Raw genomic sequence first — 20,497 nt, 5'->3', positions numbered from 1 at the left:
ATCGCAATCTCCACACATATTTCGGGATATATCAATCAATGACCGATTGCAGCCTTAGCGCTGGCCGAATGCGGCCAAAAACGATGGCTTTTCACATATCATCAGCAATAGCGGATTGCGGCGTAGTAGCGTCTACTTATCCGCATGTGGTGAGGGCATAAGGGGGCGCCACGATGACGGCGGACCCATGGGACGCGTTCGATCCCGAACAAAGAGCCGGTGCCGACGAGCGCATCGACAAGCTCCGCGAGTTGCATGGATGCCCCGAGGAGCAGCGCTTCGAGGTGTTCGCCGAACTCGGACTCCTGTTGGGGTGGCGGTACGGAGCGAACGGCGACCAGGCGGACCTCGACGAGGCCCTCGCGTCGCTGTGCACGGCGGGGAACGCGCCAGCCCCGCCGGGGGCCGAACCCGCCTGGATCGACGTGGAGGTCGCCCGGCTCCTCGTCATCCGCGCGGATGCCGCCGGCAGCCTCTGCGACGCCGAGGCCGCGATCGCACACGCGGAGAGCGCCCTGGCCGCCCTCGCACCACCGGTGGACGGCCCCGATCGGGACTTCGCGCTGCTGTTCCATGTCCTCGGCGTCGCTCACGCGCAGCGGGTGTGGCTGGCGCCGGGCGGTGCGCGGGAGGACCTCCGCCTGGCCGCCGACGCGTTCCGCCGATCGCTCGCCCTCCTGCCCCCCTCGGATGCCGGTGCGAGAGGTGAAGTGACCGCCCGGCTCGGGGTCGTGCTCGCCGCCGAGCTCTGTCACGGGATGGACCATCTCGGCGACGCCGTCTGGCGGCATCATGAGGCATGGACCGAGCTGGGCAGACGCACGGCTGACACCCTGCGCGTACTGGAGGCCGGGTGGTCCGCCCTGCCAGCCGACGACCCCTATCGACCGCTCGTCCGGTACTGGCTGGGCATCATGCGGACGCTCCGCTTCACGGCGCTCGGCGGCGGCACCGAGGACCAGAAGACGGCTCTGGCCGACTTCGAGGCTTGTCTCGAACTGCCCGGCCGCGACGACGGCATGGCCGACGCCTGCCACGTCTACATCGCGATCCTGCACCTGACCGGCCTGGCACCCGACGCGTTCAGGATGAGCGGGAAGGCGCCGTCCCTGGACAACTTCGCCCGCTTCCTGGCGACGGTGCAGACGGCCCCGCCCGAGGCCATGCAGCTCGCGCTCGATCACCTGGACCAGGTCACCGGGCCGACGTACGACAGCGTGTTACCTTCGCTGCGGTTGATGGCAGAGGTCGGATCGCAGGGCTCGCACCAGGCAGGGGACCGGCTACGGTCGATGCTCCCCGATCTCATGAAGCTTCCCGAAGAAGTCACGGGTAAGGAGTTCCGCGGGTTCGCCAGCCTGCTCGGTGAGGTTCAGAGGCTGCGGGACGGCTCGGGGAGCCTCGACAAGGTGGCTGGGTCGTTCACCCGGTTCGTCGACGAGCTCGGCGACGCCCACCCCCTGCGCCCTGTTCTCCGAGGCATGCTCGGCCAGTTGCTCGATGCGACGGCGGGAAGGCCGGACAGGGCGAGACCGGCCTCGCGTGAAGAGCGCGACGCCGCTTTCGAGCTGCTGGAGCGCGTTCTGCGGGAGCTGCCCGATGGCCACCCGGAGCGTGCGTCCAGTCTCGTCCGGTTGGCGAACACGCTGATGCTCGGCCTGGAGGACAGTTACTCCCCGGATCGCGTGACGACCGTGCGCGACCTGCTCGTCGACGCGATCGCACGTCCCGCCGCGGATCGCGAGAACGAGGCGATGCACCATTTCCTCCTCGTCCTCATGGACTGCTGCCTGGAACTCGGCGGGAACGACACCGTGCCGGAGCTGAAGAAGCTGATCGAAAGGCTCCAGCGAGCCGTCGCGCTCGCGCCACCGGCCCACCGGATCCGGACGTTGAGCCTGGCGCTGCTGGCGATGGTCTTCACCCAGCGGTTCAGGCTGGGAGACGATCTGGAGCACCTTGACGCTGCGGCCTACTACGCCCGCACCGTGTCGCAGGCGATCGAGTCCGGCGACGTGCCGGGGGGCGAGACCGCCGTCCTGATGGATTGGCTGCTCGCCGTCATACCACTGGCGAGAGAAGACTCCCTCTATGACGCCGACCGGCTGAGCGAGATCACCGGGAGCATGCGGGAGCGGATCGAGCGGATACCGGAGGAGGATCGGCTGCGCCGCCTGTTCGAAACGGATCTGCAGGCGCTGGAGCTCGTGCGGGACCTCGCCGGCCTCGACGGTCCGGACCTGCATGCCCTCCGCTCCGATCCGCGACGCTTCACAGAGGCGGTCGACGCGCTGGTGGCGAAGGCCGGGAGGACCAGCCGGGACAGTTCCTACTACCCCATCGAGATGGGCATCGCCGGCAACGCGAAGGTGGGCAGCGGCTTCGTCCTGCGCGACGTGCGGATACTTGACGAAGGGCTCGCCATGGTGAGCGACGCCTACCTGGCCGCGCACCAGCTTCGCCCTCTCCGGCCCTGGCTGCTGACCATGCTCGGGGGCGGTCTGGTGATGCGGTACGAGATCACCCGCGACCGCGCCGACCTGAGTAACGCCATCGACAGGATGGAGGAGGCTCGGCGGGCCGACGAGGACCAGCCGCCCAGCAGGAGGACGGCGCTGAACCTGAGCCAGCTCGCCGCCGCCTATCGCTTCCGGGGCGACATGCGCCTGGACGACCGGCGCCGCGTCGGTGAGATGGCCCTCGCCTCCGTGCGCGCCAGCGCATGGGGCGTGATGCTGCAGACCAGCACCGAGCGTGCCTTCGACGCCGCTATCCGGGCCAGAGGAGAGGCCGCGGAGATGGCGTTGCTGTGCGTCGCCGCCGGGCTCGTCGAGACGGCCGTGGAGGCGCTCGAATGGGGCAGGGCCATGGTCCTGCACGCCGCGACCACGGAGACGGGGCTCCCCGACCTGCTGCGTGACGGCGACCACGACCTGCTGGCCACGGAGTGGGAGGCGACGTCGCGGGACGACGACCTCGCGCCCTGGGACGTCCCCGACGAGGCCGAGGGGACGCCTGGCCGGTACGCGCGGCTGCTGGAGGTCATGCCCGAGCTCCGCCCGCCGAGCGACCTGCGCCAGCGCGTCATGGCGGCCATCGAGGGGACGGAGACGGAGCGCAGGGTGTTCAACGCCGCGACTGTCGAGGAGATCGCCGCGGAGCTGCGCGAAGCGGGGGCCGCGGCGCTGGTCTATCTGGTCTCCCATCCCGGCTGGCGCGGCGGGCTCGCCCTCGTGGTCCACGCTGATGGGCAGGTGAGCCAGGTCCAGTTGCTCAAGCTGGGCACCACCGTCCAGACGAGCCGGTTGAATGCTTTTGTCGAGGCACAACACGATCGCGAGCAGGCGCAGGACGAGGACGCGGCGAAGCGCGCCCACGACCAATGGGCGCACGCGCTGGGCGAGCTGTGTGACTGGGCGTGGACAGCGGTCATGGAAGTCCTGCTCAGAGAGGTCACCGGCGGTTCGTCCGGGCACAGCCGGACGCCGCGGCTGATCCTGGTCCCTGTCGGCGAGCTCGGCGCTATCCCCTGGCATGCGGCCCGGCGTACGGTGGGGAGCGGTCTCAAGCGCTACGCCTGCCAGGACGCGGTACTCTCCTACGCGGCCTCGGCCCGCCAGTTCGTCGACGCCCGCCGGCGTCAGCCCCGTCGCTGGGTCGAGGACCCGGCGCTGGTACTGGTCCGAGGCGGCAATCTGTACTGGGCCGCCAAGGAGATCGAGCACAACCATGCCCGGCACTATCGGACGGGAGAGCTGCTCGGCGGTCGCCGTCGTGGCGCGGAAGTCCCCCCTGGTCGGCCCGCCACCGGAGAGAACGTGCTCAGCCTGCTGCCGGGCCCCCGATCAGGCGGCGCGACGCTGCTGCACCTTGGATGTCACGCTCGGGCGACGCCGCGCCCCGTCGACTCGTACCTCCTCCTGGCCGGCGGCGAGCGTCTCGGCATGACCGGCATCCTGCGCCAGGCGCGTTCCCGGCCCGCCGACGTCTCCGGCGGCCTGGTCGTGCTGGCGGCCTGCGGCAGCGACCTGACCAGCCGCCACCATGACGAGGCGCTGACGTTGGCGACGGCCTTCCTGGCCGCGGGCGCGACCGGGGTGGTCGGCACCCGCTGGCCGGTGCGCGATTTCCCGACCTCGATGCTCATGATCATGTTCCACCACTACCTGAACTCTGGTTACGACGACCCCATCGTCGCGTTGCGCGCCGCCCAGTTGTGGATGCTCGACCCGCGCCGACGCGTTCCCGGCCATCTTCCGGCCGACGTGGTCGCCCTGCTGGAGAAGACACCGGTCCACGAGCCCGATTCCTGGGCGGCGTTCACCTACCAAGGCCGATGAGGGAGTTCCTTTGACTGCGTTCGGCATCGATCTCGGCACCACCAACTCCTGCATCGCCTGCGTCGACGAGAGCGGCCGACCCGTGGTCCTGCCGAACGCGATCGGGGAACTCACCACGCCCTCGGTCGTCTATTTCGACCAGCGGGAGAAGGTGTGGATCGGCCGCGCCGCCAAGGACGCGGCCCTGCTGGCCCCGGACCTGGCGGTGCAGCTCGTCAAGCGGCAGATGGGGCTCGAGGGGGTCGGGTTCACCTTCCACGGAACCACCTACACCCCCGAGTCGATCTCCGCGCTTGTTCTCAAGGAGCTGACGTCCGCCGCCCAGCGGCACCTGGGCGAGCCGGTACGTGACGTGGTGATCACCGTTCCCGCTTCCTTCGGAGTGGCCGAACGAACGGCCACCCTTCTGGCAGGCGAGATCGCCGGTCTCAACGTGCTGGACATACTGGACGAGCCGAACGCGGCCGCCCTGTCCTACCGGGAGCGCGCCCCTGTCCAGGGCCCCCGTCACCTGCTCGTCTACGACCTGGGCGGGGGCACGTTCGACACCACGGTGGTCCGGGTGGACGGTGACCACGTCGAGGTGATCTGCACCGGAGGCGAGCCCGACCTCGGCGGCGCCGACTGGGATGCCAGGGTCAGGGATTTCCTGCTCGACACGTTCACCCGGCAGCATCCCCGGCTCGACCCCACTGCCGACCCCCACTTCATGAAGGAGCTGTCGATCAGGGCCGAGCAGCTCAAGGAGGAGCTCAGCACCATGACCAGCCGGCATCGGAGCCTGGCCTTCGGAGGAGCGGTGGTCCCGGTCGAACTGAACCGCCGGCAGTTGGAGGAGCTCACCGCCGATCTGCTGGATCGCACCCTGGCCCGCACCGAGAAGACGATCGCCGAGGCGCGCCGCAAGGGCGTGCCAGACGTGGACGAAGTCATCCTGGTGGGCGGCATGACCCGGATGTCGGCGATCATGGAGCGGCTCGGGAAACTCGTGGGCAAGGCGCCGCGGCGGCACGAGCCGGATCTCGCCGTGGCTCGCGGCGCGGCGATGTTCGCCCTGCTCAAGCAGATGGAGCAGGGGGCGGGACAGGGCAGGGCGAGCCGGCCGGCCGTACGCCTCGCCGCCCGGATGGGCCTCGGCGAGAAGCAGGCGGAGAAGCTCGGCTCCCAGCGGGCGACCGCGGTCCTCCCCCGCGGCTTCGGGACCAAGGTGCTCGACATCAATGATCCCCTCGCCACAACCAATCCGGCGCTGGCGCGCGCCTATGTGGTGCACCTGATTCCCGCGGGTACGGCCTTGCCCGCCGACACCGGCCCGGTGACCTTCCACACGGCGATCGACAACCAGCCGGGCATCGAGGTCGAGGTGTGGGAGCAGGCGAGCGAGGAGAGCTCCGAGGAACTCGCCGACAACAAGCTGATCGGGCGCGGCAAGCTGCGCGACCTGCCGCCCAAGCTCCCGAAGCACACGCCGGTCGAGATCACCTTCTTCCTGAGCGAGACCGGGCTGCTCACCGTGAACGCGGTGGAGCCGGCATCGGGGCGGCAGGTCAGGTTCGACCTGCAGATCGGCGGCCTCGACCGGAGCGCCGTCGATCTGGCCAGGACGTTCGTGGCGCGTCACGACACCAGTTCATAACGGGTCGAGGAGGACATTCATGGGACTACGGCGAGCGCTGACGGTGCTGGCCGAGCAGTGGGACGACATCCACGACCGGCTGTCGGCCCATGAGTTCGCACGGTTGTCGAGCCTGGTCGACGAGTTCGTTAGGGAGGGCGACTGGGTGATCGCCGAAGAGATCGCCGAGGATCTCGCGGACCGGCTACGTGAGCAACTGCCGCACGACCACCCGTTCGTCGAGGCACTCAGCGGACCGGTGGACCGGTTGGACCCCACCCCGGCGCGACGTGTGGAGGATCTGACTGCCTGGTTCCGGCTGACCGATCCGTTACGGGCCCGGCTGCTCGGTGACCCGGCGCCCACAGCCGATGAGGTGGATCGCGCCGCCGTGTCCATGCTGCTGGCGGCCCCCGCGCTGCGCGCCGACGAGCTGACCGCCAACGGCCAGGATCCCCAGGACCCCGGCCTGATCCGGCTGGAGGAGGCCGACGGCTCTCCCCGCTGGCCCGCCTTCCAGTTCGCCGGTGATGGCTCACTCCTGCCGCTCGTACGATCGATCAACCAGCTCCTGGAAGCAGCGGACGACCCCTTCGGCGCGGCCGGCTGGTGGCTGGGCGACAACGGCTGGCTCGGCGACGCACCGGCCCGGCTCATCGGGCGGCTGCCCGACGAACGGCTTCTGGCGGCGGCACGCGCAGAGACGCGGGAGGCGGGAGATGCCTAACCGCAAGCCTCCGGCCGGCTTCCGTGCGACCCCGCAAGTGTTCATCCTGCCCGTGAGAAGCCGACTGTGGCGGGTGCACTTCCAGCAGTACAATGCGACCGCCTTCAACCCCTGGCCGGCCGACGACAACTTCGGCGGTGGGCGGTTCGACGGCACCGACCGCGACCCTTATCCGTATTTCTATGCCGGCCTGGAGGCCGGGACTGCGCTGGCCGAAACACTGCTGCGGAGTATCCCCTACGACGAGAAGGGGGATCGGAAGATCCCGCGATCGAGCGTGCGCGGTCGTCGCACGAGCGTCGTCGAGACGACCCAGGAGTTGACCCTGGTGGACCTGTGCTCCGCAGAGGCCCTGGCGGCGGTGGCCCAGGACACCTGGCTCATCCAGGCGGATCCCAGTGACTACCACGCCACCCGCCGCTGGGCGAGCTGGATCAGGCAGCAGGCACCGGCGGCGCATGGCCTGATCTGGCCGTCCAGACGGCTGTACGCCCGGCCCGCACTCGTCCTGTTCGAGGACCGCTGCCCCGACGGCTGCCTCGTCGCGGACCCGGCCGCGGGACGAGACCTCGACGACCTCGAAGGAGCCCTGTGGGTCAACCGGTTCCTGGCCCCCTACAGAGCCTCCGTCAGCAAACCTCGCCGGCGGACGACCAAATGACAAGCGAATCAATTGCCCACTGCAAGGTGAACCATATGGCAGACGCTCCTTCGGACGGGGATTCCACTGAATCCCCGTCGAGCGAAAACAAAGTGCCCACGCTCGGGACGGTCATGGAGGAGCTGACAGCGCTGCGCCAGGCCTTCGACGCCAAGATTCGCTATGACAACGGACGGGAGCGCCTCATCCAGACGATGAGCGAGGAGCTCGAACGACATCGCAACAATGTCCACCAGAGCCTGCTGCGCCCCGTTCTCATCGATCTCATCTCGCTGTACGACGACCTGACCCAGGTTCTCGAACCGGCCGGCACCGCCGACCGGCTGAAATTCTTCCGGGACACCGTCGAGCAGATCCTGACCAGGAGCGGCGTGCAGATGTTCACCGTGGAGGGCGACGCCGTGGACCGCTCCTGCCAGCGAGTCGTCAGCACCGTCGACACCCCGGACCCGGACCTGCGCAGGCGGGTCGCCCAGCGCCTTCGCCCGGGCTTCGCGTGGGACGGGAAGGTGTTGCGCCCCGAATGGGTGAGTGCCTATCGCCATGTCGAAACACCATTGGTAGAGCACACCGGAGAAGGAGCTGCCGAATGAGCGGCGAGCGGGTTTACGGAATCGACCTGGGGACCACCTACACGTGCATCTCGCACGTTGACGAGGCCAGCGGCAAACCGACCGTCGTGTCGAACTTCGAGGGCGAGAACATCACCCCTTCCGTGGTGCTGTTCGAGGACGCCGAGACCCGGGTCGTGGGGCGCGAGGCCAAGAACACGGCCGTTCTCGACGCCGACCACGTCATCGAAATGATCAAGCGGGAGATGGGAACCCCTTGGCGCAGGGAGTTCTTCGGCAGGCAGGTCTCACCCGAGGAGGTCTCCTCCTACATCTTGCGCAAGGTCGTCGACGACGCCGCGCAGTTCGACGGGACGAGACCGCGGGAGGTGGTCATCACATGCCCGGCGTACTTCGACATGACGCAGCGCGAGGCGACCGCGACCGCGGGCCTGATCGCCGGCCTCGAAGTGCTGGAGATCATCAACGAGCCCACGGCCGCCGCGATCGCGTACGGGACTCACGACAAGAGCGACCAGACGGTGCTCGTCTACGACCTGGGCGGCGGCACCTTCGACATCACGGTCATCGAGATCAAGGACCGTGCCATCACGGTGATCGCCACCGACGGCGACGACCGGCTCGGCGGCCGGGACTGGGACGAGGAGATCGTCAGGTACTGTGCCGCGCAGTGGCAGAAGGAGCACCCTGACGCCACGGAGGACATCCTGACCTCACCCGACGCCCTGCAGGATCTCTGGGGCCGGGCCGAGAGCGGCAAACGTGCCCTCAGCAACCTGCCGCAGACCAGGATCGCGGTCAGCCACGAAGGCAGGCAGACGGCAGTGACCCTGCCCCGGGAGACGTTCGAGGAACTCACCGCGCATCTGCTGGAGAACACCATCACCTTCACCAAGGCGGTGCTCGAGAAGGCCGCGCAGCGCGGGCACCCCACGGTGGACCGCGTGCTCCTGGTCGGCGGCTCCACGAAGATGCCGCAGGTCAAGACCCGGCTGCTAAGCGAGTTCGGGTTCGAGGTGGAGACCTTCGAGCCGGACTTCGCGGTGGCCAAGGGCGCTGCGATCTACGGGCAGAAACTCGCGATCAACGAGCGCATCAAGCACGAGATCGCGCTGCAGACCGACCAGAAACCGGAGGACGTCGACGTCACGGACACGGCGAAGGACGTCCGTGACGCCGCCGAGGAGGCCGTGGCCGAATCGATGAACCTACGGCTCAACACGGTCAAGAAGTACAGCGAGATGGAGGTGACGAACGTCGCCAGCCACAGTTTCGGCGTAATCGCCTTCACGGACGACGACATCGAGGTCATCTCGAATCTCGTCCTGGCGCAGCAGAAGCTGCCCACCGACGTCACCAAGCACTTTTCCACGCGCGAGGCCGGCGCGGCGCTGATCGAGCTCAAGATCGTCGAGAACACGTCCAGCGATCACATCGTCACCGACCTCGCCATGGGCGAAGAGGTGGGCAACGCGATGCTGGAGATGCGGAAGGGTCTGCCGGCGGGCTCCCCCATCGAGGTCACCTTCAAGCTCAACAACCAGGGGCGCCTGCACATCACCGGCCGCGACATGGCCGAAGGCGGCAAGACCGTGACAGCGGTCATCGAGACGAATCGCGTGCTGTCCATCGAAGAGGTCGAGCAGGCGGTCAAGCATGGGCGGGGCATCCGCGTCATCGGGTAGGCGGTCCTGGAAGGCGATCACATGGACACAGCCGTGGGCATCGACCTGGGGACCACGTACTCAGCCGTGGCCTGGGTCAACCGGGACGGGGATCCCGAGATCATCCCCGACGCGCTGGGGGAGACGCTGACGGCCTCCGTGGTCGCCCTCGACGCGGACGGCCGTCCCGTGGTGGGCGGCGACGCCAAGGCGGGAATGACGGGCGGCGAGACGGAGGTCGCCCATCTGTTCAAGCGGTTCATGGGCAACCCCGCGTACCGGCTGCCGCTCGGCGAACGTGACTGGTCTCCGCCGGAGCTGTCGGCGCAGGTGCTGGCGCATCTGAAAGCGCAGGCCGAGGCCCGGCTGGGCTGGCCGGTCACGCACGCGGTCGTGACCGTGCCGGAATACTTCACCCATCCGGAACGCGCGGCGACGCTCGCGGCCGGGGACCTCGCCGGGCTGGAGGTCCTGCGGCTGATGAGCGAGCCGACTGCGGCCGCCCTCGCCTACGGCCTGCGGCCCGGCCCGGCCGTACGACGTCTGCTCGTGTACGACCTCGGCGGCGGCACCTTCGACATCTCCCTGGTCGAGGTCGGCCCGGACGAGATCAGGGTGATCGCGGCCGAGGGCGACAACGAGCTCGGTGGCCGGGACTGGGACGACCGCCTGATCGGCGAGCTGCTGCGCGTCCTGCCGCCGGACGACGCCGACCTCCTGGCGGCACATCCCGGCGTTCTCCTGGTGGAGGCGGAGCGGCTCAAGCGCACGCTGTCAGCGCGCCGGGCGGCGGATCTGCGCCTCACGATCGGCGGACGTACGGTCCGAGCGGCGGTGACCCGGGAGGCGTTCGAGGCTTCCTGCCAGGATCTGCTGGAGCTGACCGGGCAGCTCACCTCCAAACTGCTGGAAGAGGCGAGGCTCACCTGGGCGGACATCCACGGGGTGCTGCCGGTCGGCGGCTCCACTAGGATGCCGATGATCACGCGGTGGATCGAGCGCACGTCCGGCAAGCCACCGATGGGCGGAATCCACCCCGACCATGCCGTGGCGCTCGGAGCCGCCGCCCAGGCGGCGATCCTGCTGGAGGCGGAGACGCGTCTGCGCCTGCCCGGCCCGGACGACGGCTCCGTCACCCCCCTCCTGAGGCTCAGCGCGCCCCGCCAGGTCAGCAACGTCGTGGCGCACAGCCTCGGCCTGATCGCCGAGAACCCCGAAGGAGACAGATACCTCAACAGCGTCCTGCTCCCGCGCAACCAGCGCATCCCCTCGCAGGCCACCCGGCCCTACCAGTTCTGGCTCAAGGGCTCCGGCGACGACCTGATGGAGATCTTCCTCACCCAGGGCGAGTCCGACGACGTCCAGGACTGCGTCTATCTGGGGCGGTATGTCGTCACCGGGTTCCCAGCCTCCGGGAGCTCGCGTCAGGCCGTCGTCGACGTCACGTACGCCTACGACGACAGCGCCCTGGTCGAGGTGACGGCGACGGAGCGGACGACGGGCGACCGGCTGGACGTCAACGTGGAGGAGTTGCCGTCCGACGTGCCCGACCGCTTCCTGGAGCCTCCCGCACGCGGCGGCTCGCGGCTTCCCATGACGGTCTACCTGGCCTTCGACCTGTCGGGCAGCATGAGCGGCAGCCCATTGCAAGAGGCGCAGAAGGCCGCCAAGGCGTTCGTGAGCCAGCTCGACCTCACCACGACCGCCGTCGGGCTCATCGGCTTCTCCGACCGGGTCGACGTGCCGCTGCACGCCACCAGCAACGCCGCGCGCATAGAACGAGCGATCCGGAAGCTCAGCGTCGGCACCACCGGCTACGGCAACGCGACGCATCCCTTCGACGACCTCCGGCGGCTGCTGACCGACGATCGGCACAGGAAGTTCTGCGTCGTGCTCGCGGACGGAGTCTGGGAGCGGCAGGACCACGCGGCGAAGCGAGCACGACTGTGCCACCAGGAGGGAATCGAGATCATCGCCGTCGGGTTCGGGCACGCGGACGAGAAGTTCCTGCGCGCCGTCGCCTCCTCCACCGAACAAGCCCTGTTCACACAGCTCGGCTCGCTGAGCCAGGTCTTCAGTACGATCGCACGCGAAATCACGGAGGCGGGCCCGAGATGACCGGGGACCTCCCGAACTTCTTCACCCTGCTGGAGCTCGACCCGAACGCCCCGTGGGACGAGATGGCCTATCAGCGCGCCTTGTGTGATGCCGAGCGGCGGTGGACCCGGCAGGTCTCGGGCCCCCAGTCGCTCCCCTCAACCGCCGCGGCGCGGCGCCACCTGGACCTGATCAGATCCAAGGCCATCCAGAAGGTCATGGAGGACGACGCCGCGCGCGAGGCGGCGCGCAAGCGGGCCAAGGCCGAGAAGATCGCCCTGCTGGCGGCCCGGCGCAAGGAGCTTCAGGACAGGCTGGATCTCCTCGTACGGCGAGGCCACCTTCTCCCGCAAGAGGTGAACTCGCTCCGCGAGAGCTTCGCCGACGTCCTAGCCGACCATCCCGGCCTGGCCAAGCGGCTCAGCAAGGCAACAGTCGGCCCGGCCGGGAACGACAAGACCGCGCCCCGGCTCGATCCCTCCGTCACGGACCAGATACGCGACCAGCTCAGAAACGCGCAGGCCCTTTCGCTCTACGACGTCCTCAAGACGGTGGACTCGAGGATCACCCCCCACAGCCCACGCGAACTCCTCATCGAGGCCGCCGACGCGCTCTACCGGAGGGAGCAGTCCCGCAAGAACAAGACCGATCCGGCGATCAAGGCGCGCAAAGATCTCAGCGGCCTGGCCAAAAGGGTCTTCGCGACTGACGAGCTGCGCGAGCGTCACGACACGTCGATGCGCCTGGCCGGGCTGGAGGAGCTGATCGCTTGGCTGCTGGAGGTCCTCCGCGAGGCGAAGGCGGTCAGCGGCGGTCAGGTCCTGGCCTTCCTGGAGAAGGCGAGGACCAAGGGCTTCGACGACGTGGATCTCGCGCTGCGGCTTCTGCGGGAGAATCTCGCGAAGCGCGGCTGGGCCATCGAGCTACCGGCCACGGAGGCGGAGGACCGGCTGCGCCACCTGGTGCAGTGCCCCAGGTGCGCCCAGCTCAACGAGCCTTCGAGCGAGGTATGCCTGATGTGTGCGTTCGAGCTGCGCGAACCCTGTCCCGCGTGCGGTGCTGTCAAGCCCGGCTACGGCGGCTGCCTGTGCGGCTTCCCGCTCGGGCAGCGGGATACCGTGCTCAACCTCATTGCCCAGGCCATGGAGGCGCTGGACAGCGGCCGGTTGCCGACCGCCGAAAGGCTGCTGGAGCAGGCTGAGCGCATCTGGCGGCTGCCGCGCGACCGTGACGATCAGATCGCGGCCAAGTTGCGTGACACCCGGGCGCGATTGGCTGCCACCTCCCAGAGCATCGAGCAAACACAGGAAATGATCAAGGTCTTGATGGAGGCCGGGAAATACGCTGGAGTCCGTGACCTGCTGCGGGCGGCTCCTGGAGGTTTCCCTGACCGCGAAACGCACTTACAGCAGGCCGAGGCGAGAGTCAGGCAGGCGCGGAAGCTCTACGAGGCGGCCTTGCGGCCCGAGACCCCTTTGGGGCGACGCGTCGAGTTCCTTCGCGAAGCGCTACAGCGGTGCGAGGATTTCGAGGCGGCCAGGACCGAGCTCACGCGTATCCCCCTGGAGACGCCCCGCGCGGTCCGCGCTGAGGTCCTGACCTCGACCACGGACGTGCTGGTCAGGTGGGAGCATTCCACGGAGCCCGGCATCTCGTACATCGTGGTCAGGCGAACCGGCCTGGACGCACCGGAGTCCGTGGAGGAGCTTCCCGGCCAGCGACTCCTTTGCCAGGTCGGCGGCTTGTCCTGCCGCGACAGGACGACAGACGAGTATGCGGGGCTGCCGCTGACCTACGCGGTGTTCGCGGTACGGTCCGGCGCGCACTCCGCGCCCGGCGTGGCCGCATCCGTCGTGGTGACACCCGATCCCGAGCTGCGCTGCCAGGCGGGCGACGGCCAGGTTAAGCTCACGTGGGAACTGTCGGCCCACGCCGAAGGCGTCGCGATCTCCCGGCGGACGATGGGCGCCTCCGAGGCACCGGTCGTGCTGGAGACCACCGGCGAGTCCTTCTTGATCGACTCGGATGTCACCAACGGAGTGCGCTACGAGTACACGGCGCGGGCGTCGTACGTCATCCAGGGGCTGGGGACGTTCTGGTCGGAGGGCGGCAAGGAGCAGGCGATACCGAGCAGACCCCTCGCTCCGCCCGGTCCCCTGACCATTACCAGTTCCCCCCCGCAGTTCAAGCTTGCCGTGCACAGGGTGGGCATCCGCTTCCCCGAGCCGGAGCGGGGCGAAATGCGGATCTTCCGCCAGGACGGCGTGGGAACCTCGAACGAGGGAGATCAGGGGCCCGAGGCCATCCTGCGACCGGCTGGGACAGAGCTGTCAGGGCATCCGCCGGTGATCGACGCCTATTACGACGTCGCGAGCGGATTCTTCTCCTACGTGCCGGTCCTCCAGGCGGACGGCATGCGGTACGTCGGCAAACTGCGGCGTTACGCGATCCGCGAGGAGGTGTCCGGGCTCCAAGGGGAGTTCGGCGGTCCGGTGCTCCAGCTCGGCTGGATTTGGCCGGACGCCGGCGAGCGAGCACTGGTCGGCCACCGCACCAGCGGGGAACTGCTCGATGCGACCACCGCCGACCGGCCGCTGCCGGTGACGCGGGTGTCCGGGGAGCGCGTGGGCGGATGCCTGATCCCGGTCGGGCCGGGCGACACAGGGATGTACGTCGTCGTCGCCGTGGTCGTCGAGCGGGACGGGGTGGACTTCATGACCGCGGGGGTGCGTGGCCACATCGTACGGCCCAGGGTGCTGGTCAACTATCGGGTGGAACAAGCGAACGGGCGCCGGCCCACGCTGACGCTGATCGCCACCGAACCGGTCGGGCTTCCTACCCTGGAGCTGCGCGGCCGGCCCGACCGCCCACCGCGGACCCGTGAGGACGGCACGCATGTCAAGGCCATCGATCCACTGATCGTGACCGGCACGAGCACGGTCCCGTTGCCGAAACTCGGTGATCAGCGCCTGCGGTACCGGCTGTTCACGGCCTCGCCCGGCGAAGCGTCCACCGTGGAGCTCGTGCCGCTGTGATCACTGCTTGAACATATAGACGTCCAGACTCACCGTACTCATCGAGTTGTAGAAATTGACGTAGGGAACGAACACTGTCCCGTGGAACACGGAGAAGTTCTGTTTGCCGAGCTTCTTGAAGACCGCGTTCGCCTTCCTCGCGATGTTCTGGGCACGGTCCCGATCCTGCGCCCCTCCACCGCCGAAGGCCAGCACCAGCCCGGCGTGACGGTCTTTCAGCTGCTCTTTCGCCTGGATCTTCCGCCGAAGATCGGCCTCCGCGGCCTTGCTTCCCGCCAGCAGGCCGGCCCAGTCCACCCCTCGCAGTGTCACTTTGACCGGGCGCTGCTCGATTCCCGGCTCGACCGTCGGAGTGGGAGTGGGAGTGGGACTGGGCGTCGGGGTCGGGGTCATAGTCGGCGAGGGTTCGGGGGGCGGTGCCTCCGGTTTCTGTCCCCCTACCGTGGTCGCCACCAGAAATGCCATGACGAGGGCCACCATGAGGTCGGCGAAGAGCCAGCCTATGGTTCCGAACACCAGGTTGCCCGGCTCTCTCCTACCTCCCCGGATCTCGGCGATCCGGCGCACGCGCCTCATCAGCGCCCACCGAACAGCCGCGCCCAGAGACGGCGGCGGCGGTACACCGGAGCGGAGCCAGCGCTGATCGTCTTGGCCGCCTTTTCCACCGCTGCCGCGGCAGTGAGGAGGTTGGCGGCTGTGGCTCCCATGGCCCGCGTCGCCGCTTCCAGCGATAGGGCAGTCGCGGACAGGCTCCGCTCGGTGGCGGCCAGAGTCGTACCGGCCTGCACGACATTCTGCGCCAACGCCTCCATGTCGCTCTTCATGTTGCCGGTTATCAACTTGGCGACGTCATGCAACTCAGCCGAGGCGGAGCGGATGCCTGTCGAGTGCTCCTCGATCTTCTCGCCGAACGCGGTCTGTGTGGCGTCGATCGACGCGAGCTTCTCGTCGATGGACCGGCCGACCGTGGCGTACGTGCCGACACCGTCGGCCAGCCCGGACGCCGCCGTCGTCAGGTTCACGATGCCTCCGGCCAGCTTGGCGGCGCTGTTGCGGTAGGTCTCCTGGTCTCGCCGGTACTCCGCCAGCGAGATCTTGAACCCCTCGAACAGCGGGGTCATCTGCTGCTCGACCAGCTGCCGGTTGGCCTCGCCTGCCTGCTTGAGCACTTGGGTGGCTTCCTCCCCCACCCGTGTGGTGGTCTGCTCGCTCTGCCGTTGCAGGGTGAGCATCACCTCCCGGGTCTCCTCGCCGACTCCCTTCAGCATCTCCTCACCGTGCTGTTGCAACTGCGTCAACCGCTCACTGGCGGTTTGGGCGATGTCGGCGTTGTTCTTGGCGAGCTGAGTGGTGTCACGCACCGCCGCCTTGATCATCTGTTGCGTCTCGGTCAGGACCCGGCTCGCCGCCTCGGCCCACTCCTTCGCATTGTCGGGCGGCCGAGCCGTGCTGGCTTCGACCGCCAGGTCGAGAGCGTTCAACGCGTCGTCCGCCAACTTGTCGACAATGGCGATGCTTCTGTTCGCCGCGGCTTCTCTGCGGTGCGCCCATACGGTGAGCATCATCACGATGAGCAGCAGGCTGAATGACAGTACGGCCGTTTCCGCGAACGTGGGCAGAGCCATACCGTCGAAGCGCCCCTGCCACAACACCAGGAAGGGATCCGCCATCCGGGACGGATCTTTCCGAACCAGTTCGTGATAGGCCCAGCTGGCCACCGCGAGCGCTAACCAGGTGAGCATGAGTGGTACCAGTGCGACAGCATTACGCCAGCCGGCAACTCGCCCGACCCGACCGTGCTGACGCTCGTAGAACTCGTCGAGCGGAATGCCGGTGGCGACAAATCGTTTCAGCCCATCGAAATCCCGGCGGCACGCGGCTTCGTCCGCGTCCCGGACATGTTTCGCGTCGCCGACCGCCCCCTGTCTCAACAGTTCGTCATACAGCTCAGTCAGTTTTTGGGCGGCATGCTTCCCATGCGGCGCCAGGGCTGCGACGTGCACGAAGGAGCGATCCAGCGATCCGGTAACCATACAGTCCCCCACAAAAAAGAGAAGAGGCTACATCTCAGCCCATCTCCACAGATTCTAGTAAAAGCTAACCTCCCATGTGCGCCGAGAACCTGAAAAATCATGTATCCGATCTTGGCGATAATGGATCTACGTTGGGCTGCGGTCAAGACAATTGCCACCTTCTACACATAAGACCGATCGCTGGCCACATGGAACGAAACGGACTATTTGTAATGATCCGGATACCAATCGCATACAGCCCCCTTCGAAACCGCACTCCTGGGGCGGACAGAGACACACGCCGATTTTTGCGCTTTCGTATGGATCAGGCTCGAAACGAGATTACAGGCGTCGTCAAAATTCGTAAGACGCCGGAGTGAAAACTTCAGGGAAAGAACATTGGCATGCGTCGCTGCACCAATAAACCCGGGTGCCGGTCACGCGTCCGGAACACCTATGAGGCCCATTATGTTCTTCGCTCCCGCATGTGATCCCGGTGACCACTGTGGGCCGATACAACCAGCCCAACCTGCAGCGCCGACTCAAGGCCCTGCCCTGACGCGATGCGATCCTGAACGATCGCACCGACGAGCAAGGGCACGGCCGCCGCTCTGCCCCAGGCCCAGCAGTGAGCGGCAGGCCCACTCGGTCATCGTCATCCCCAGCCGGTAGGCGGCTGCGTTCTTCGCGCTGCGCTCGGTGCCGTACGCGTACCCCGGGTTCAGGGTCAGGCGCCGGTCCTTGGTGCCTCGTACGGGGTACTGAGGCGTGACGGGGTGCATGCCGAGATAGGCGTACAGCGGGGAAACCCTGGCGACGAGTTCCCCGTGCGCATACCGCGGCTGATTCTGTAGGTGCGGGGTGACGTCGCGGCCGACCTCAATGGCGGCCTTGATGATCTCCCGCCAGGTGGTGGTCGAGACGTACCAGCCGTCGCTCGCCGGGAACCCGCCCGAGCTCGCCCACGGCTTGAGCTTGGCTGTCCGCCACTGCCTCCTGGGCTTCCTTCGCAGGCCCGTTACGGAAAAGAACCGGTATGTCGAAGCTGTCGGCGTAGGTGAGCGGTGGCTCGTCGGGAACATACGGGGGGATCATGCGGATCACTCTGGCACGGTTGGATCGCTTCCGGCGCCGGGTCTGGCTTGCCGGCCGCTTCCCGGCGAGAGCGATTCGGTCGACCTCGGGAGCGAGTGTGAGGCTCAAGAACTCGAGTACTTCAAGCGCAGAGCCCTTCGTCCGGTGCTAGGAAGGGCTCTGGGCGCCGAGTGGCTAGTCCCAAGGCCGTGACGCTGTTGGCGATCTTTGAGTGGGGGTTCAGGCTGGAGGTGCCGACCGGACTGCGAGCCGGTCGAGAGGAGGCAAGGGCGATGTCACTGCGTCCCCGAGCGAGTGCGGGGATTCCCGCGAAGACGGCGGAGTTAGCCTGGATGGTCTGTCCGAAGGGCACACCGGCGATGCTGGTCCGAGACCGGCTCGGAGAGATCTTCGAAGATGACGAGTTCGCCGACTGGTACCCGGTCGACGGGCGGCCGTCGCTGTCGGCGGCACAACTGGCGCTGGTCAGCGTGTTGCAGTTCACCGAGGACTACTCCGACCGGCAGGCGGCCTGCGCTGTCGCGGTGCGGATCGACTGGAAGTACGCGCTGGGTCTGGAGTTGGAGGACGCCGGGTTCGACTACTCAGTGTTGTGTGAGTTCCGGGCTCGGCTGGCCGAGCAGCCCGAACGCGCCGACCGGCTGCTGGGCATGATGCTGGATCGCCTACACGCGGCTGGGCTGGTCAAGGGCCGGGGGCGGCAGCGCACCGATGCTACCCACGTGCTGGCCGCGGTCCGGCAGGTCAGCCGACTGGAGCTGGCTGGGGAGAGCCTGCGGGCGGCGTTGGAGGAGTTGGCTGAGGCCGCCTCGGTCTGGCTGGCGCCGCTGATCGAGCCGGAGTGGGCGCGCCAGTACGGCCGCCGGGTGGAGATCGGACGGGTGCCCGGCGGCAAGCAGGCCATCATCGCGCGGGCAGAGCAGATCGGCCGGGACGGCCTGAAGATCCTCCAAGCGGTGTGGGCCGATGACGCCCGCCCCGGCTGCGCGGCCTGCCGCAGGTGGAGATCTTGCGCCAGGTGTGGCTGCACCATTACTACACCGACGAGCACGGCACGTTGTGCTGGCGGGAGGGCAGCGCGCTACCACCGGCCTCGTTGCGTTTTGACTCTCCCTACGATGTCGATGCGCACTGGTGCGTCAAACGTGGCACCGAATGGAGCGGTTACCGGGTTCATCTGACCGAGACCTGCGACGATGACCTGCCGCATCTTGTGGTCCACGTGGCCACCACCATCGCCCCCGTCCAAGATGGGCAGCTCACCGAACTGATCCACGACGACCTGGCCGCCACCGGACTGGCCCCAGCCGAGCACGTGGTGGACGCGGCCTACCTTTCACCCGCACGCATCCAGCGCGCCGATCAGATCCACAACATCACCTTGCTGGGGCCGATCGCCCCCGACCCCAGCGCGCAGGCCATGGCCGGTAGCGGGTTCGACAAATCCGCCTTCGTCATCGACTGGGAGCGTCAGGTGGCCATCTGCCCGCGCGGCTCACCCAGCCGCAGCTGGGGACCGCTACGGATCAAAGGACACGACTACATCCAGGTCCGCTTCGACACCGCCACCTGCCGGGTCTGCCCGGTCCGCACCTCGTGCACCGCATCGGCCGAACGGCCCCGCGCACTGGCGCTGCTGCCCCGCCCGCTGCACGAGATCCAAACCCGTAACCGCGCCGAACAGGCGGATCAGGCATGGCAGGCCCGCTACGCCATCCGCGCCGGGTGTGAATCAACCATCTCCGAGAACGTCCGGGTCCGCGGGCTACGTCGGACCCGCTACCGGGGGCTGGCCAAGACCCACCTCCAGCACGTGCTCACCGCCATGGCCTGCAACCTGGCCCGCCTGGGCGACTGGCTGAACGCCACCCCCAAGACGCGCCGCCGGGCCAGCCGCTTCCACACCCTGTGCCAGGCCCTCCTCGCCCCCACATGAAAGATCGCCAACAGCGTCACGGCCTTGTGGCTAGTCCGGGTCACCTGGGATCAGATTTCGTGATCTTGCCTCTGGTGTGCGCCGTCACCCGGCGACTGTGTCTGTTGTCTGAGGTGCCCACCTCCAGCTCATGCTGAACTCCGGTAGCGCCGCCCTTGCCGACCTTGTGGCTACCGAGAACCATGCACGTCAAGCAGACTAGGCTTCGCGTCAGGGGCGACTCCCAACTCTTGGCTGCAGATCGCTGGCCGATGCTACTCATTGGTTGCTCGTAGTCGTTCGGTCCGTGACAGCACCGAGTATCGCGCTACTGAGAAGCGGCCGCAGGGAGCAAATACCTTGCGTGGTCTGGCGCGCGGCCTGACATGCCGCAAACTCTCAATCAGCGGGTACTTTTCAGCTGAGAACGCTCGACAACAGTCAGCTCATGAGGTGCGAGGACATTGGGGCTTAGTTGCCCATCCGGGCTGCACCCCGCCGTGGAGGTCTACGGCGTGGCCGCCGCCCAGGGCGAAGCCGTGGTCGGAGATGAGTTTGAGTGCCAGCCGAGCGAGCCGATCCTGGAGATCGTCCATCCGGCGGCGACCGCTCCAGGCCAGGGTGAGCGGGAGTTGGATCACGCCGTGTTCGGGCCTTGTAGGTCAGGCACGACGTATGGCCTGGTGCCGGCGTAGCCGAAGGGAGGTGTATCCATGTTTCCGTGTTCCTGACGGCGGATGGGCACGCAGCGCTTGTTGGTCGAG

14 protein-coding genes are annotated in these 20,497 nt (G+C 67.8%); 11 read left to right on the top strand and 3 right to left on the bottom strand.

What is annotated here, in order from left to right:
• Positions 1-173: 173 nt before the first annotated feature.
• The 8 genes from DQW85_RS43780 to DQW85_RS43745 are packed head-to-tail and all read left to right on the top strand — an operon-like array spanning position 174 to position 14,711.
• Complete coding sequence (locus DQW85_RS43780; RefSeq protein WP_113705635.1) at positions 174-4,340, top strand: CHAT domain-containing protein; 4,167 nt, start codon at positions 174-176, stop codon at positions 4,338-4,340.
• A 10-nt stretch (positions 4,341-4,350) separates the two neighbouring features.
• Entirely contained in the window at positions 4,351-5,976 is a 1,626-nt protein-coding gene (locus DQW85_RS43775) for an Hsp70 family protein (protein ID WP_113705634.1), read from the top strand.
• A 19-nt stretch (positions 5,977-5,995) separates the two neighbouring features.
• Positions 5,996-6,682 (top strand): tunnelling fold family protein, encoded by a 687-nt coding sequence (locus DQW85_RS43770; RefSeq protein WP_162795890.1) that lies wholly within the window; start codon positions 5,996-5,998, stop codon positions 6,680-6,682.
• 52 nt (positions 6,683-6,734) lie between these two features.
• On the top strand, positions 6,735-7,343 hold the full coding sequence (locus DQW85_RS43765; protein ID WP_205315837.1) for an RES family NAD+ phosphorylase: 609 nt from the start codon (positions 6,735-6,737) through the stop codon (positions 7,341-7,343).
• Positions 7,340-7,936 carry a nucleotide exchange factor GrpE gene (locus DQW85_RS43760; RefSeq protein WP_113705631.1) on the top strand — a complete coding sequence of 199 codons (597 nt, stop codon included), beginning with the start codon at positions 7,340-7,342 and terminating at the stop codon, positions 7,934-7,936. The genes DQW85_RS43765 and DQW85_RS43760 overlap by 4 nt, the downstream gene beginning before the upstream one ends.
• Positions 7,933-9,600, top strand: coding sequence for an Hsp70 family protein (locus tag DQW85_RS43755; RefSeq protein ID WP_162795888.1), 1,668 nt, complete (start codon positions 7,933-7,935; stop codon positions 9,598-9,600). The genes DQW85_RS43760 and DQW85_RS43755 overlap by 4 nt, the downstream gene beginning before the upstream one ends.
• Positions 9,601-9,621: 21 nt before the next feature.
• Positions 9,622-11,697 (top strand): Hsp70 family protein, encoded by a 2,076-nt coding sequence (locus DQW85_RS43750; RefSeq protein WP_113705629.1) that lies wholly within the window; start codon positions 9,622-9,624, stop codon positions 11,695-11,697.
• Positions 11,694-14,711, top strand: a complete 3,018-nt coding sequence (locus tag DQW85_RS43745) for a zinc ribbon domain-containing protein (protein ID WP_113705628.1) — start codon at positions 11,694-11,696, stop codon at positions 14,709-14,711. Before DQW85_RS43750 ends, DQW85_RS43745 begins: the two co-directional genes overlap by 4 nt.
• Here DQW85_RS43745 and DQW85_RS46300 read toward each other — a convergent pair whose 3' ends face one another.
• From DQW85_RS46300 to DQW85_RS43730, 3 genes are all read right to left on the bottom strand, one after another.
• Positions 14,712-15,278 carry a hypothetical protein gene (locus tag DQW85_RS46300; protein ID WP_113705627.1) on the bottom strand — a complete coding sequence of 189 codons (567 nt, stop codon included), beginning with the start codon at positions 15,276-15,278 and terminating at the stop codon, positions 14,712-14,714.
• Between the two features lie 8 nt (positions 15,279-15,286).
• Complete coding sequence (locus DQW85_RS43735) at positions 15,287-16,744, bottom strand: hypothetical protein (RefSeq protein ID WP_162795887.1); 1,458 nt, start codon at positions 16,742-16,744, stop codon at positions 15,287-15,289.
• A gap of 521 nt (positions 16,745-17,265) precedes the next feature.
• Positions 17,266-17,805, bottom strand: coding sequence for a hypothetical protein (locus tag DQW85_RS43730; RefSeq protein ID WP_205315836.1), 540 nt, complete (start codon positions 17,803-17,805; stop codon positions 17,266-17,268).
• A 345-nt stretch (positions 17,806-18,150) separates the two neighbouring features.
• On the opposite strand from DQW85_RS43730, the gene DQW85_RS47865 reads away from it, so the two are divergent.
• The 3 genes from DQW85_RS47865 (at position 18,151) to DQW85_RS43715 (ending at position 20,428) form a co-directional block, all read left to right on the top strand.
• On the top strand, positions 18,151-18,999 hold the full coding sequence (locus DQW85_RS47865; protein WP_162795886.1) for a transposase: 849 nt from the start codon (positions 18,151-18,153) through the stop codon (positions 18,997-18,999).
• A gap of 41 nt (positions 19,000-19,040) precedes the next feature.
• On the top strand, positions 19,041-19,754 hold the full coding sequence (locus tag DQW85_RS43720; RefSeq protein ID WP_162795885.1) for a transposase: 714 nt from the start codon (positions 19,041-19,043) through the stop codon (positions 19,752-19,754).
• Positions 19,755-20,233: 479 nt separating this feature from the next.
• Positions 20,234-20,428: a hypothetical protein gene (locus DQW85_RS43715; protein WP_162795884.1), complete on the top strand. Its 195-nt coding sequence runs from the start codon at positions 20,234-20,236 to the stop codon at positions 20,426-20,428.
• Positions 20,429-20,497 lie beyond the last annotated feature (69 nt).

This window comes from Nonomuraea lactucae (assembly GCF_003313395.1).
Taxonomy (GTDB): domain Bacteria; phylum Actinomycetota; class Actinomycetes; order Streptosporangiales; family Streptosporangiaceae; genus Nonomuraea; species Nonomuraea lactucae.
The sequence above is the reverse complement of the archived record's forward strand: the minus strand, read 5'-3'. Positions and strand labels throughout refer to the sequence as shown.